The following is a 14,317-nucleotide window of genomic DNA, read 5'->3' as shown; positions in this document are numbered from 1 at the left end:
GTGGATTCATCCCAGGAAAGCGTTGCGGACCCGTTCCCAAAAAGGGAAGGGACGATAACGCACGAAGCTGATCTTGTGAGCCGCCACTTGGCAGCGGACGGAAATCAGATCATCCATGGGAAGGGTGATATGATCGACGGTAAGCACCAGATTTTGCTCCTTCCGCGAGTAGATATCGCAATGATGATGCTTGGGCAGCACGAGGGACGAGCCCATCGTTCGGAATACCCGGTTGTTGATCGAAGCGATCTCCGAGATTTGCAGCGCTTCGATGGAAGGGTGAATCATGGCTCCGCCAAGGCTCTTGTTATAAGCCGTGCTCCCCGAGGGAGTCGATACGCAGATCCCGTCACCGCGAAACATTTCAAACATGTGGTCATTGATATCGACCTGGGCAACGACGGTGCCGTCGACGCTTTTTAGCGTGAACTCATTGAGGCAGACATAGGAGGTCGTTCCCGATTTTTTGCGGATTTCCAGGTCCACCAGAGGATAACGCACGATGCGCGGGGTGAGTTTCCCTTCCTCCTGATGGCTGCTCATCATCCGGACCAGTTCCGGAATCTCGTCCGCTTTCCAATCGGCATAGAAGCCGAGATGGCCGGTATGTACGCCTACGAATGCGATGGATGGAATCCGGTCGATGAAGGTATGAAAAGCGTGAAGCATGGTGCCGTCTCCGCCGATCGATACGACGATATCCGGAGATTCGGCATCCAGTTGCAAGCCTTGCGCCGCCGCTAGCTTATGGAAGGATTCGCTTAAGTCAACGGACAGTTGATCTCCTCGGTCCAGAACGTAATATCTCAAGATGAAAGGCTCCTTTATTTTTCCTTTTGTAACGATCATAATCAATTCCGAAACAGAACACAATCTTTCATTTTCCTTGCTTGCCGCCCGTTCCCGAGGTCATCCGGCGAAGCCATGCGGTCAGCAGCGATAGGATGACCAACGAGATGAGGACCACCGCGGATATCAGCATGTTGTCCGGCAGCGAGCTCCAACCGGAAAGACTTGAACCTCCGGTGACAGCCAGGGGAAAAAGGACCGGAGCCGAGCTCATAAGCGGCTTCCAGAGCAGGATGGCCAATATGGCGGACAAAACGGCGTGGATTAACCGGGCGACCAGAAATGGGAGGTAGCGAAGGTCGGCTCCGTTGAGAATACTGGCAACCTGGGCGTGCACCGACAGACCGCCCCAGGAAAGGATAAAGGCCGCGGCGGCGGCTTTGTACATCAAGGGAACTCCTTCGGGGGAAGCGGCTGCTTTGGCTCCGAGCGTCACTTCAAAAATCCCGCCGACCAAAGGTTCCGCCAGTTCCGAGGGCAGGCCGGTTACCGGCAGCAATGCCCGGACACCGGAATAAAAGGCGCTCATCATATCGGAGACGGTCAGCACCTCCAAAATGACGGAAAAAAATACGACCAGCCCCCCCACAACAGTCATCAACTGAAGCGAGGAGGTCACGGCCTGGCGCAGCAGTTCGCCAAGGCTGCGCCCGTCTTGCAGGCGGGCCTCATGCATCGCCCGCACTGCGGCACGCAGACTGAAGCGGGACGAGGGGGCCTGTTTCGTCGCGGTTTCCGCCGCTTCAGGACCTTCTTTGGTCCCATAAAAGCGCATCAACAATCCGACCAGCAGGGCGCTGCCGTAGTGGGCCGCGGCGAGGAGGCCGGCGAGCTTGGGATCGCCGAAAAAACCGATCGAGACGGCGCCGATCAAAAAAATCGGATCGGACGAGGTGGTGAAGGAAACGAGACGTTCTCCTTCCACGCGGCTCACCAACCGCTGCTCCCGCAGCTTGGTCGCCAGCTTGGCGCTTACCGGATACCCGGAGGCGAATCCCATCGCCGCGACGAAACCCCCGCTGCCGGGAATGCGGAACAGTGGCTTCATCAGCGGGTCCAATAGTTTCCCGAGAAAGTGGACGATGCCAAAGCCCAGCATCAATTCGGAGATAACGAAAAAGGGGAACAGGGACGGAAACAGCACGTCCCACCAAATTGCCAGCCCGCGGACTCCCGCTTTCCAGGAGGCATGCGGATAAGCCACCATCATTATTGCCAGAATAACAGCCATAAATAGCAGGAGCGGAGCGCTCCACCGCTTTGGATTCATAAAATAACGCCCCCATTGAGATCATAGTGAATTGTATGAGTCCAGCGGGACAAACAGCACAAAAAAACGAAGAAAGCGATTACAAATGGGGCTGTATTTTTTGCATCTTTATGATAAAATGTGACTATAAATCGATAATGGATGGAGTGTTGAATATGAGTTTTGTCGCCGGTGTTCTCGTATGCGCCTTCGTATACGTCATTCGCGCCTCTCTCGTCCATTCCGGTGAAGAGGATTGGCGCAGCTATTGAGCATCCTCAATGAAGAGGTCACCTAATACGTAGAAGCTCCTTTCGGGAGCTTTTATTTTTTTTTGACCTGAATTTGGTATAATTAGAGTGCAGTTTAAAATTATTGAAAGATGGAGATCGCCTGTGAATCCAAGTTTAAGCATCTACGACAATTTGGGTGGGGCCGAAACGATCCGTAAGCTGGTTGAGGCTTTTTACCCGAAAGTTCAAGCCGATCCCCTGCTGGGGCCGCTGTTTCCCGAAGACATTAGGCCTGTGATGGAGAAACAGTACATGTTCTTGAGCCAGTTTTTCGGCGGCCCTTCCCTGTATTCGGATGCCTTTGGCCATCCGATGATGCGGGCGCGCCATCTTCCGTTTCCCGTGACTCCGGAACGGGCCGAAGCCTGGCTGGCCTGCATGTCCGCCGCCCTGGAGGAAATCGGCGCGGAGAAACCGCTGCGGGACCTTGTGCTTCAACGCTTATCCGGCCCCGCATTTCACTTTGTCAACACGACGGAGGAGTAAGTTTATTTTAGTCGGAAATGAAAGGATGTTAGTCCTGTGGAATCAGTGGAGTTAGAACCGCTTTACCAGATCAAGGTGGAATGTATCAATTGTGAAGCCAGTTTTTCTACCTCGCGTGTGCGCCCTAGCTTTAAACGGGCGGTCCGTACCGATACCGACTTTTGCGGGTATTACCGCAACGAGAACCCGGATTACTATGTCGTGCGCATCTGCCCGTCCTGCGGGTTTGCGTCGACGGAAAACTTCAATCCGAAGCTCACGGAACAGCAGCGCACCAAGTTTAAAGAGCAGATCGGCCGGCGCATGAATCACCGGGACTACGGCGGGGCCCGGGACTGGGATGCGGCTCTTGAAGCATACAAGCTGGGGTTGTTGTGTGCTCAGACGATCGGGGAGAAGGATCGGATCATTGCGAGCCTATTGCATCATATCGCCTGGTTATACCGTTATAAGGGAAATGAGGAACAAGAGCAGCGATTTTTAAAGTATTCCTTGGACTCTTATATTCGCGTTTTTGAAAATGAAGATACGCAGGGAAGCGACGCCCGTCTGATGTATCTCATCGGCGAGCTTCACCGCCGGACGGGGAATGACAATGATGCGGTCAAATGGTTCTCCCGCGTTATTAACGATAAGCGGATTATGGATGCGGCGATGATTCGGGCCAGCAGAGAACAGTGGGCCCTGCTTCGCGAGGAAATGCTAAATAAAGGCCAGGATCTGCCCGAGGAAATGCGGGGTTGAGCGGCCCCGCGGTTCCGCTTGACGGGCGGGCTCAGGACCGGCGGAGCACGGTATCCGTGAGCAAATAGTCGGCATCGCTGTCCAGGATGGTGACCTTGTTGCCGCAGCAGGGAAATACGAGCAGTTTTTTCTTGCCCTCGCGGACATGAAGAATATCCTTGGGCTTGATGGGAAGCAGGACATTACTGCTGCTGCAGTATGGACACTCATGTACATAGACATCCCCCATCACAATGTCGTATGGCAGCGTTTTTTCGAAAGGGATCATGTCGGTTGACCCGGGTCGTTGTTTTTATTCGTTTCGGCGTCCCGCTTCGCCAGCTCCGCGATTTTTTGCAGTAGTATATGTTGGGGCATGTGCATCAGATGCTCGATCGGGACCTTGAGCTCGGCGGCCAGTTTGACCGCGGTCTCCGGTGAAATTTGCAGCGGCTTCATGGAAATACCTCCTTGAGATTTTTACCCTATTGCATTAATAAATAACTTGGATCAGGGCGAACTTGTACTTATAGTTATACACTTTTAATCCACCCCGCATCAATAAGGCGGGAGGAAAGGGCGAGATTTATGGAACCATTGAAGAATCCGGTTAATCCGACATGGGAGCTTGACTCCATTTTTCCGGGAGGATCGTCTTCCGCGGAGTTTCAGCGTTTTCTCCATCAATTGGGCGAGGACTTGAAGACTTTGCATGACCGGCTGATAAGCATGATCCCACCGGCTAATGTAGAGGAAACCCGGACTTTTGACGAGGTGATCGAGGGGCTGCAGAGCGCCAGCGCGCGTATTACGGAAGCGGACAGCTTTGTCGGCTGTTTGGCCGCGCAGGATCAGCATGACAAGAAAGCCGTTCAACTGGCCGCCAAAGTCACCGGCCTGCGGGCGGCGTATGAAAACGCGATGACCCAGTTTCAAAGCGTGCTGCGGATGACGGAAGATCCGGTATGGAACGTTTGGATGGAGCGGACGGAAATCTCTCCGATCTCGTTCGTTCTTTCCGAGAAGCGGCAAGCGGCCCGGGAGAAGCTTGCTCCGGAGCTGGAAAGCCTGGCGGCCGAATTGGCGGTTGACGGCTATCACGGCTGGGGGCAACACTACGATACGATCGTCGCCAAAGTCGGCGTACCGTTTACGGACGATCACGGGGAAAGCGCGCTCCTGTCCGTGGGCCAGGCTGCCAACAAGCTGGATGATCCGGACCGCGATGTCCGCGAGACCACATTTGACAAGTGGGAAGAGGCCTGGAGCCAGGTTGCCGATTACTGCGCGGATACGTTGAACCGGTTGGCGGGCTTCCGTCTGAAGATGTATGAGAAACGCGGCTGGGACGATATTCTGAAGGAACCGCTGGATATCAACCGCATGTCCCGGGAGACGCTGGATACGATGTGGCGGGTTATTCAGGAGGCGAAGCCGGTTCTCGTCTCTTATCTGGAACGGAAAGCGAAGCTGCTCGGCGTGGAACGCTTGAACTGGACCGATGTGGAGGCGCCTCTGGGCGAGGTGACCGGCAAAATCACTTACGATGAAGCGGCGGCGGAAATCGTGAAGCAATTCCGGAAATTCAGTCCGAAGCTGGCGGATTTCTCGGTCGAGGCGTTTAACCGGCGGTGGGTGGAAGCGGAGGATCGTCCTGGAAAGCGGCCCGGCGGGTTCTGCACCTCTTTGCCGGTTAGCCAGGAGACGCGCATCTTTATGACCTTCGGAGGTACCGTATCGAATATGGCGACATTGGCTCATGAACTCGGGCATGCCTACCATCAGTATTTGATGGATGAGCTTCCGCAATTCAACCAGGAGTACGCGATGAATGTGGCCGAAACCGCCTCGACGTTCGCGGAAATGATCGTTGGCGATGCGTTGGTGAAGAATGCGGCGGGCGAAAAAGAAAAAATCGCTTTGCTGGCGGACAAAATCAACAACGGCGTTACCTTCTTTATGAATATTCATGCCCGCTTCCTGTTCGAAACGCGTTTCTATGAGAAACGGAAGCAAGGGCTGCTGGAGCCGGAGCAGCTGTGTAAATTGATGGAAGAGGCGCAGCGTGAAGCGTATATGGACGCTTTAGGCAAGTACCACCCGCATTTCTGGGCGTCCAAACTGCATTTCTATATCACGGACGTCCCATTCTATAATTATCCGTACACGTTCGGTTATTTGTTCAGCACGGGCATTTACGCCCTGGCTTCGCGCGAAGGGGAAGGCTTTGCCGATAAATATGACGCGCTGCTGATGGATACCGGACGGATGACGGTGGAGGAACTGGCGGCCAAACATTTGAACGTTGATTTGACGCAGCCGGACTTCTGGCGGGAAGCCGTCAATGTTGTGGTTGAAGACGTCAAGCTGTTCCTGAAGCTGACCGAATAGGTCTGCGGTTTATTTAAAAAGGCCGTCCCCATGTCATTTTTAAGAGATGACGGGGGCGGCCTTTGTCCTTTCTGTCGAATGAACGGTGTTCTCGTCTCCCCCCGTTCATTCGGCCTCAGCGGCCACTTCCTTTGCCGTGCGGATGAATAGGGGTATTTTGCGGCGCTATTTTGTCGCATTTGGCTGAGTGGTGTGAAATAGCGGCGTTTTAGGGTCTTATTTTGAATAAAAGCGGGGCCAATCCCCGATTTCTCGTCCCGCAACAGGGTAATAAGGTCCGCCGGTTCACTGTACTGTAAGGAATTGGCTCTGAAGTTCCGATTCCTGTCTTCCGATATATAGGATGATGAATATCCCATATAAGGAGGCAGACAGTATGACAAGAAAATGGTTAGTTGCACTCTCCTGTGTTTTGGCAATCAGTCTGGTTAGTGCCGGGGCCGCTTCAGCCAAGTCGGGAAACGGCAAGGGGCCGGACAAGGAGACGACGGCCGCGGAGCCAAGCAAGGCGGAATCGAAACAGGATGGCAAGCCGGAGAAGCCGGAAATGGGTGCCGAGGGCAAAGCTAAGAAAGAAGCAGTAACTCCGTCCGAAGAGAAATCCAAAGGGAAAGATAAGGAACAAGGAAAAGATAAAGAAGACAAGGGTAAAGATAAGGAAAAAGCCGGCGAAAAGACCTCGGTTACGGATGATACATACAAAAACAAAGGTCCCCAAGGTTACAAAGGACTTCTTCGCGCGATAGAAAACGTCAAGGACAAGCCCGCGGGGGCGGTACTCGCCGATCTTTTGCTGACGAAGTATGAAGCGCAGCTCAACGATGAAATGAAAGCCAAGTTGGAAAAAATCGTTAAAGCGGAAGACGCCTTGTCCGAAGCGGCGGACCTTCTGGATCGTCAAGGCAGCGTGACCGATGCGGTTTATGTCCAGAAGGAAGCGATTTTGGCCGATTTGACGAACCTGGATTCCTACAAAAAGCTCGGCAAATTTTATAAGAAGTTGGGTAAACGGGGCGTCAAGCTTTATGTAAACGGTGAAGAGCCGGCATCCAGCGTGAATCCGGTTGTGAGCAGCGGAAACACGCTCGTGCCGTTCAGAGTGATCGCCGAGTCGCTCAAGGCGGATGTGATCTGGAGCCCGAAAGATCAAACGATTACGGTAACGAAGGACGGGGTTACGGTTAAGCTCGTCGTTGGTTCGAAAAATGCTACAGTGAATGGTAAAAAGCAAACCCTTGACGTTCCTGCCCAAGTTGTCTCGGGCAGCACGCTGGTGCCTGCGCGTTTTGTAAGCGAGGCGCTCGGGGCTGTAGTGAAATGGGAGGCGGAATCCCAATCCGTTGTGGTATACGAGGATAAAGCAACGAAGGAATGAGTGACAACATTGCAATTCACAAAGAGGACCGGTGCTATGACGCCGGTCCTCTTTGCTTAGGTGTAGACCGGCTGGACAAGGGGAATTCTAGGAACTGGGCATTAAACATAACAAAGGAGCGGAGCCGATACAATGAAGGTGGCGGTTATGGGGGCGGGGTTGTCCGGGCTGGCTTGCGCCATCCGGCTGGAGCAAATGGGCGTATCTCCGACGGTGTTTGAAAAGCGCAGTTGCCCGGGAGATCGCTTTGCGAATATGGAAGCGCTGATTTCGGTTTTTTCACGGCCGATACGTGACGAAATCGCTTTTTTGGCGGACCGGTATCAAATTTATCTCCAACCCTCCTCGAACATCAGTGAATTTGTGATTCGGTCGGCCAACGAAAAAGCCGTGCTTACGGGGAACTTGGGCTTCTGCAATCATCGGGGCAGACAGGAGGACGCGTGGGAAAACCAGTTGGCGCGGCAAGTGAAGTCGAAGATTCATTTTCATGCGGAGCAGTCATACGAGCACCTCTTAAAGGAGTTTACCCATGTGGTGGTAGCCACCGGGGATCCTTCCTACACAGCGGCCGTTCACAATTTCAGGACGGATTTTACCGCTACCTTAAAAGGCGCTACCGTAGAAGGAGAATTTTCGCGGTATCGGGTCATAAGTTGGCTGGATGACCGCTTTGCGCCTAAAGGATACGGCTATCTACTCCCTTTTACCGAAAAACTGGCCAATATTGTCATTGCGTTTCGCGAGGGGGTTAATGATGATGGTTTGGAATTGAAAGAGAAGTGGGCGTTGTTTTTCGACCGGGTTTGTACGGATCTGGGTCAGGACCTGCAGGTTACGGATCAATTTGAAGTCAACGGCTACAAGGTGGGACAGTGCCGCAGAGCCAGAGTCGGAAACACCTTTTTTACCGGGAATTGCCTGGACAGCGTGATGCCGTTGTTTGGTTTTGGACAATTTCCCGCCATTTTGTCGGGCATTTATGCGGCTGAAGATCTATGCGGCGGCACCCCTTACATAGAAGCGACCCGGGCGATTCATGCGTCTTATGACAATTCAATGGTTATACGAAAGTTATACGAGAGGCTGGATACCGGGCAAAAAGACAGGCTTGTTAAAATGCTCAATGGTAAAATGGGCGAAAAGTTGCTGACCACACGCTTTGATGTATTGAAGATAGCGTCCCGTTTATTGAGATGGACCGGAATTCAATAAACAAGCAATATTTAACCAAATATGTTGTTTATTGTTGAACGATACATAAGAATGACATATAATGAGACATAAGTCCTATTACTAAATAGGCAATTTTATAGGAAGGGAGGGTGAATATGCTGAACACCGATCAGCTTTCACTCGCTAGACAGATGGATCTTGTTTTTAAAGAACTGGAGACCGAGTTGGGGGGAATGACATCGGGGACCGTATTCATCCAAATTCGCAATAACGTCATCGGCAAATTCGGGATCCGGCATAATCCGATTGCGGGTCGGAACGGCAAATTGACCGAGGAGGACAAGGGACTCTCGGCCAGCCAATGGCAAGCTTTCCGGACGATGGCGATCGAAGCTTTGAAGTACAAAAAGTACTGGACTCATGGCGAAATCAGCTACGATTTTGCGCTTAAGCAGGATACCGTGGTTGTGGACGCCGTTCTGGAATCCAATTACAACATGGCTAATCTTATGATTCAGCGTTATCCGCGCAAGAATGCCACGGGTACATATCAAGATAAGCGCTCTGATTTGTCTTCATAAAAAACACTACAGGCGACCTGCTTATGGCAGATCGCCTGTCTCCCTATAGGTCACTAGGGAAATTTACGGATTACAGGTTCGAACGACCCGACAATTGCTGCTCTGCCAATTGTACCAGACGTTTGGTGATGTAACCCCCAAGGGAACCGGTTTCACGGGAAGTGTAGTTTCCATAGTAACCGTCTTGCGGGATCGTCACGCCCAATTCTTGAGCTGCCTCAAATTTCAATTGTTGCAAAGCAGCAGTTGCTTGAGGAACGATAAGGTTGTTACGGCTGCCGCCGCGTCCTTGTGCCATGTTTGTCACCTCCTTCGGGCTTTGTGATGTTAGTATGGTTTTCGGAGCGTAAAATATGCGGCAAACCTCTAAACTAGAGCAGTGGAAATTATTGCATTTCTCCTTTAAACAACAAAAAGAGCCGCTCATGAAGATCACGAGGCGGCTCAAAGCCCAATATTAAGCTTCTTCGGTAGGATAGATCATATCCAGTTGAACGTTTAACTCAAGATGTCCCCCCGGTTGGAGATCGATCAATCCGGTTTCGGAAGGGGAAAGACCGGAATTCGGAGCATCCGGCAGCCAGGTGTAGGGTTCAATGCAAAGAAATTGGTCCGCTTCACCTTTGGTATAAAGAACCCAATGCTTGAAATATTCAGGATCGGCGGAATAACGGAGGCCGTATCCGTCACTGCGGATTAAATCGGCTTCCACCGGCTTGCCGCCAATGCGCAGCATAGTGTCGAAATTAGTCCCTTTCAGATTCAACCCTTCATTCAGCGCTTCGAGCTCGCCGAGTTGAACGGTCTCTCCGGTTGGAATTAATTCCTGATCCGAAGTATAAAGTCCCGATACCGGGAGCGTGAGCTTCCACCGTTCCGGCTCGCCGTCCAGCAGAAACCAGGTGTGCAGCCCCAAACCGAAAGGGGCGGGCCGATCGCCCAGATGGCTTACTTTAAACGTTTGTTTTAAAGAGGAGCCCTGAAGCCGGAGCGTCATTTCCAGCTTGAGCGGGACGGGGAACTGTCTCATCCAGTTCGCATCATCGCTGGTGATGAATTCGGTAGTAATTGCGCAGCCTTCATCGTCCTCGTCGATATCGCTCACACGCCAAGCCTGCGTACGGTGCAATCCGTGGATATGGTTGTCGTTTGCGGTGTTACGGTCAAATTGGAATTCCTCGCCGGCATACGTAAACCGCCCACGGCGGATACGGCCGGGCGGAATCAGCAGCGGAATTCCGAAGTGATATGGTTTTTGCAAATAGAAATCAAGATCGCTTTCTTCCGGACCACGCAGCACATCGCGCTGCTGGATGTGGTCCCAGATGCGAATGACATTATTGCCGAGTCGGGGTAGCAGTGTGACTTCAAGTTCACGGCTATGTAAGATATACGTATCGTAACCGTTCCATTGCCCTTTGGTCACTTTTTTCATATCGTTGCTCCTTTTCCCACATAATAATCGTATCCCTAAGCCTAGACTAATCATAACACTTTTTCTTTGGGACGAAAAATGGATTTGACATGGCACTTTGCCGGGCATTATGATGATCTTATATCAAAGCGTGAATATTGTAAATGCGATGACAGGGACAAGTAGGTAAGGTTTTGCTTCCTTCAGAAAGCCGGTGGTTGATGCGAACCGGAGGAAATGCCGTACCGAATGGCCCCTTGAGTGCCGTGCAGAACGTTGAATGGACTTTCCCAGTATGCCGGCCGTTTGTTCCACGTTACGGAATCGAAAGGCCGCGAAATGTTTTGTGACATTTTCGGCGAATTAGGGTGGCACCACGGTCTCACGTCCCTTGCGGATGTGGGGCTTTTTTGCGTCCGTACCCACGCAAGCCGACGATGAGAAGGTTTTTATTTCAATGTATAACGGAGGTTGGTTGATTATGAAGAAAAGAGTGCTTTCCGGCATTCAGCCCAGCGGCAAATTGACATTGGGCAATTATATCGGAGCGTTGAAAAATTTTGTCACCTTGCAGGATGAATATGACTGCAACTTTATGGTGGTGGATCTCCATGCCATCACTGTTCCGCAAGACCCGGCCGATTTGCGGGAGCAATCCGAATCGGTAGCCGCTTTATATTTGGCGGCGGGGATTGATCCGAATAAAGCGAACGTGTACATGCAATCCCACGTGCGCCAACACGCCCAGTTGGGATGGTTGCTGACGACGCTCACCTATATGGGGGAACTGGAGCGAATGACCCAGTTTAAAGATAAATCGGAAGGGAAGGATTCCGTAGGGGCTGGCTTGTTCGTCTACCCGTCTTTGATGGCCGCGGATATCCTCATATATAATGCGGATCTGATTCCCGTAGGCGAGGATCAGAAGCAGCATCTGGAGTTGACCCGGGATTTGGCCGGCCGATTCAATCACCGGTACGGCGACTACTTTACGATTCCGGAACCATACATTCCCAAGGTGGGGGCCCGGATCATGTCGCTGGACGACGCGTCGAAAAAAATGAGCAAGAGCAATCCGAACGCGGGCAGCTATATTGGAATGCTGGATGAGCCGGACGTGATTCGCAAGAAGATCAGCCGGGCGACGACGGATTCCGGCCGGGAAGTGAAATTCAATCCGGCGGAAAAGCCGGAGGTCAGCAATCTCATTTCGATTTACAGCCAATGTTCCGGCTTGAGCATCCCGGAAGTCGAGCTGCGTTACGAGGGGCAAATGTACGGACCGTTCAAAAAGGATTTGGCCGAGGTGGTCGTCGGCACGCTCGAACCGATCCAGCAGCGCTATCGGGACATTCGCGAATCCGGCGAGATACGGAGCATTTTGCGTCAAGGCGCCGAACGGGCCGCGGAGATGGCGGAGAAGACGCTGCGAGATGTGCAGGAGCTAATGGGTTTTTTGGCGGAATAATGAAGTAACGGAAATCATCCGGGCAGATATCTGTCCGGATTTTTTTGTGCGTCACCGAATTGTCATAAATTCACCCAAAGATCAAACGATTGTCAAACACTTTCGCATTTTGATATGATAAAGTTTATAGCGTAGGGAAGAAATTGCGGAATTTTTAATGAATTTTTATATATATTTACCTCTATCTCAATTATAGGAGGCATAATTTCAAGTGGATAAACAAATCAGTTACCATGCACCTGCGGATTCTGCGGCGCTGTCTGTGAGCAATACGCCACCCGGAGAAGCGGCAACATGGAAAGATTTTGTTGCGCTGACCAAGCCGGGAATTCTGCGCTCCAACCTGATCGCGGTGTTTGCCGGGTTTTGGCTTGCATCGCAGTGGCAATTGGACTATTTAAAGTTGGTTTTGACGTTGGTCGGAACCGTTTTGATCATGGCGTCATCCTGCGTGTTTAACAACTATTTCGACCGGGATTTGGATACCAAAATGGCACGGACGAAAAACCGCGCTCTCCCAATCGGAAAATTGTCGCCGAGAACCGTTCTCTGGTACGCCGTGATTTTAGGGGTCATCGGAGCCGCGGTATTATTCTCCTGTTCCGGTCTTTTGGCCGGGGCCTTCGGGCTCGTGGGGATGTTTGTCTACGTTATTATTTATACCTTATGGCTTAAACGTACATCCACCTGGAGCACATCGATCGGCGCGATCTCCGGGGCGATGCCGCCATTGATCGGCTATGTGGCCGCTACCGGAACCGTGAATTTGGGCGCGTTGCTGATCTTCGCCTTGCTTTTTTTGTGGCAGCCGCCGCATTTTTGGGCATTGGGCATTCGCCGGGTCGAGGAGTACCGGGCTGCGGGATTCCCGCTTCTTCCCGTCGTCAAAGGGATTCCGAGAACGAAGCTGCAGATGATTCCTTACTTGGTATTGCTGATTCCGATCCCGATCTTGATGTATGTATTCGATTACACCGGATTATGGTTTTTGGTGATCGGGGTAGCTTTGTCCGCCGCTTGGCTGCTGATGGCGCTGAAGGGCATTTCCTCCAAAGAGGAAGGCGCCAATGAAATTTGGGCCAAGAAAGTGTTTCTTTTCTCGGTAAATTACCTGACCATCGCCTTGATTGTGATGATTTTGGATACGGTGCGGCTATAATGGAGGATCGGATATGACCCTGTTGAAGAAGTACAAATGGACCTGGATTCTATTGGCGATTTGCATCGTTCTGGCGGGATATCTCCTTTGGGAAGCATTCGCCAAGCCAAAGCTTCCGGTCATCCGGCCGGTGGAAAACTTCAGCATGGAAAATGTCGACGGGAAGACCGTCACGCTGGAAGACACCAATGGCAAGGTAAGACTGTTCTACTTTTTCTTCGCCAATTGCCCCGACGTGTGCCCTATAACCACTTTCCGGCTCAGTCAGGTGCAGGATGAGTTGAAGGAGAAGGGGCTGTTCGGCAAGGACGCCTCCATCGTCTCCATCACCTTTGACCCTGAGAGAGATTCGCTGGAGAATATCAAAGCTTTCGGGGACAAATTCAAAGCGGATTACTCCGGTTGGTACTTCCTGCGGGGAGACCAGCAGAAGACGATCGATCTCGCCATGAATTCATTTAAGATTCTAATCAATAAAGACCAGGACGGCAATTTTGTCCATATGGACCTGATCGGATTGGTCGACCGGGACGGCAACCTGCGGGAAATCTACCGTCCTGAAGCCACCGCGGCCGAAATTGCTCAAGGCGTGGCGGATCTGGCCAAAGAGTAAAGGATCGGGATGTCGGCTTCTAGTAAGGGCTGGCCGGGGGATACAGGATGTATTCTTCCAGGCCGGCCTTTTCCAATTGGGCGATGACATATTCGTCGGGAGTCCCCTCAACTCCGGCATAACCGCGGCGGGTGTAAATTTGCTCCGCGTCCGGGAAGATATCCCTCAGAACGCCGCGGATCTTTTTGCCGGAAGAGTCGTTATCCATGAACAGATAAACTTCGTCATCCTTTATCTTTTTGCGCAGCGCCTCCAGCTTAAGGGTGTTCAGGGTGCCGAATGTGCAATAAATCCGCACATCTTCGCTCAAAAGCCGCCGCAGCTTGCTGCGGTCATTTTTGCCTTCAACGATAATACAGATGGACAACGTCATCACTCCAACTTTTTGCGCATGGAAGCTGTGTTTAGAAATACTCTTTATATGTAGTGTATACCCCCGAGAGGGATTCATGCAAAACGGGATTACGACATATTTCCCGGGAAAAGTAAAAAGTCCGCCTTTCGGGCGGACCTTGGTTGAGGCGCTTTAGCAGTAAAAAA

The 14,317-nt window shown here is 51.9% G+C and carries 16 protein-coding genes and 1 other annotated feature; of the genes, 9 read left to right on the top strand and 7 right to left on the bottom strand.

The features are described from left to right. Positions 1-6: 6 nt before the first annotated feature. Positions 7-810, bottom strand: a complete 804-nt coding sequence (locus V4U84_RS19890) for an NAD kinase (protein WP_334075340.1) — start codon at positions 808-810, stop codon at positions 7-9. A gap of 67 nt (positions 811-877) precedes the next feature. Then, the gene (gene ylbJ, locus V4U84_RS19885) at positions 878-2,119 is read right to left on the bottom strand and encodes a sporulation integral membrane protein YlbJ (protein WP_334075341.1); all 1,242 of its coding nucleotides are present in this window, start codon (positions 2,117-2,119) and stop codon (positions 878-880) included. 374 nt (positions 2,120-2,493) lie between these two features. On the opposite strand from ylbJ, the gene V4U84_RS19880 reads away from it, so the two are divergent. Together V4U84_RS19880 and V4U84_RS19875 are read left to right on the top strand one after the other, a co-directional pair. Further along, entirely contained in the window at positions 2,494-2,877 is a 384-nt protein-coding gene (locus V4U84_RS19880) for a globin domain-containing protein (RefSeq protein ID WP_334075342.1), read from the top strand. A gap of 45 nt (positions 2,878-2,922) precedes the next feature. Beyond that, positions 2,923-3,621, top strand: coding sequence for a DUF2225 domain-containing protein (locus V4U84_RS19875; protein WP_334077824.1), 699 nt, complete (start codon positions 2,923-2,925; stop codon positions 3,619-3,621). 31 nt (positions 3,622-3,652) lie between these two features. On the opposite strand, the gene V4U84_RS19870 is transcribed toward V4U84_RS19875, so the two are convergent. Both V4U84_RS19870 and V4U84_RS19865 read right to left on the bottom strand, forming a co-directional pair. Continuing rightward, on the bottom strand, positions 3,653-3,889 hold the full coding sequence (locus V4U84_RS19870) for a hypothetical protein (protein WP_334075343.1): 237 nt from the start codon (positions 3,887-3,889) through the stop codon (positions 3,653-3,655). Continuing rightward, positions 3,886-4,059 (bottom strand): YycC family protein, encoded by a 174-nt coding sequence (locus V4U84_RS19865; protein WP_334075344.1) that lies wholly within the window; start codon positions 4,057-4,059, stop codon positions 3,886-3,888. The genes V4U84_RS19870 and V4U84_RS19865 overlap by 4 nt, the downstream gene beginning before the upstream one ends. 129 nt (positions 4,060-4,188) lie before the next feature. Here V4U84_RS19865 and V4U84_RS19860 point away from each other — a divergent pair, with 129 nt between their 5' ends. The 4 genes from V4U84_RS19860 (at position 4,189) to V4U84_RS19845 (ending at position 9,123) form a co-directional block, all read left to right on the top strand. Then, positions 4,189-5,991, top strand: coding sequence for a M3 family oligoendopeptidase (locus V4U84_RS19860; protein ID WP_334077811.1), 1,803 nt, complete (start codon positions 4,189-4,191; stop codon positions 5,989-5,991). Positions 5,992-6,367: 376 nt separating this feature from the next. After that, the gene (locus V4U84_RS19855; RefSeq protein ID WP_334077810.1) at positions 6,368-7,366 is read left to right on the top strand and encodes a copper amine oxidase N-terminal domain-containing protein; all 999 of its coding nucleotides are present in this window, start codon (positions 6,368-6,370) and stop codon (positions 7,364-7,366) included. A 132-nt stretch (positions 7,367-7,498) separates the two neighbouring features. Further along, positions 7,499-8,581 (top strand): NAD(P)/FAD-dependent oxidoreductase, encoded by a 1,083-nt coding sequence (locus V4U84_RS19850; protein WP_334077809.1) that lies wholly within the window; start codon positions 7,499-7,501, stop codon positions 8,579-8,581. A 116-nt stretch (positions 8,582-8,697) separates the two neighbouring features. Beyond that, positions 8,698-9,123: an O-methyltransferase gene (locus V4U84_RS19845; RefSeq protein WP_334077808.1), complete on the top strand. Its 426-nt coding sequence runs from the start codon at positions 8,698-8,700 to the stop codon at positions 9,121-9,123. A 70-nt stretch (positions 9,124-9,193) separates the two neighbouring features. Here the strand turns inward: V4U84_RS19845 and V4U84_RS19840 are convergent, their stop codons facing one another. Next, positions 9,194-9,421, bottom strand: coding sequence for an alpha/beta-type small acid-soluble spore protein (locus V4U84_RS19840; RefSeq protein WP_334075349.1), 228 nt, complete (start codon positions 9,419-9,421; stop codon positions 9,194-9,196). A gap of 159 nt (positions 9,422-9,580) precedes the next feature. Then, positions 9,581-10,558: an aldose 1-epimerase gene (locus V4U84_RS19835; RefSeq protein ID WP_334077807.1), complete on the bottom strand. Its 978-nt coding sequence runs from the start codon at positions 10,556-10,558 to the stop codon at positions 9,581-9,583. A 139-nt stretch (positions 10,559-10,697) separates the two neighbouring features. Then, positions 10,698-10,932 (top strand) — a binding site (T-box leader). 86 nt (positions 10,933-11,018) lie between these two features. Here V4U84_RS19835 and trpS point away from each other — a divergent pair. The 3 genes from trpS (at position 11,019) to V4U84_RS19820 (ending at position 13,777) form a co-directional block, all read left to right on the top strand. After that, positions 11,019-12,005 carry a tryptophan--tRNA ligase gene (gene trpS, locus V4U84_RS19830; protein WP_334077806.1) on the top strand — a complete coding sequence of 329 codons (987 nt, stop codon included), beginning with the start codon at positions 11,019-11,021 and terminating at the stop codon, positions 12,003-12,005. A 211-nt stretch (positions 12,006-12,216) separates the two neighbouring features. Further along, positions 12,217-13,164: a heme o synthase gene (gene cyoE, locus V4U84_RS19825; protein WP_334077805.1), complete on the top strand. Its 948-nt coding sequence runs from the start codon at positions 12,217-12,219 to the stop codon at positions 13,162-13,164. Positions 13,165-13,177: 13 nt separating this feature from the next. Then, on the top strand, positions 13,178-13,777 hold the full coding sequence (locus V4U84_RS19820) for an SCO family protein (RefSeq protein WP_334075353.1): 600 nt from the start codon (positions 13,178-13,180) through the stop codon (positions 13,775-13,777). A gap of 19 nt (positions 13,778-13,796) precedes the next feature. Here V4U84_RS19820 and V4U84_RS19815 read toward each other — a convergent pair whose 3' ends face one another. Then, entirely contained in the window at positions 13,797-14,144 is a 348-nt protein-coding gene (locus tag V4U84_RS19815) for a toprim domain-containing protein (protein ID WP_334077804.1), read from the bottom strand. Positions 14,145-14,317: the final 173 nt, after the last annotated feature.

The organism is Paenibacillus sanfengchensis, assembly GCF_036864765.1.
Classification (GTDB): Bacteria; Bacillota; Bacilli; order Paenibacillales; family Paenibacillaceae; genus Fontibacillus; species Fontibacillus sanfengchensis.
The sequence above is the reverse complement of the archived record's forward strand: the minus strand, read 5'-3'. Positions and strand labels throughout refer to the sequence as shown.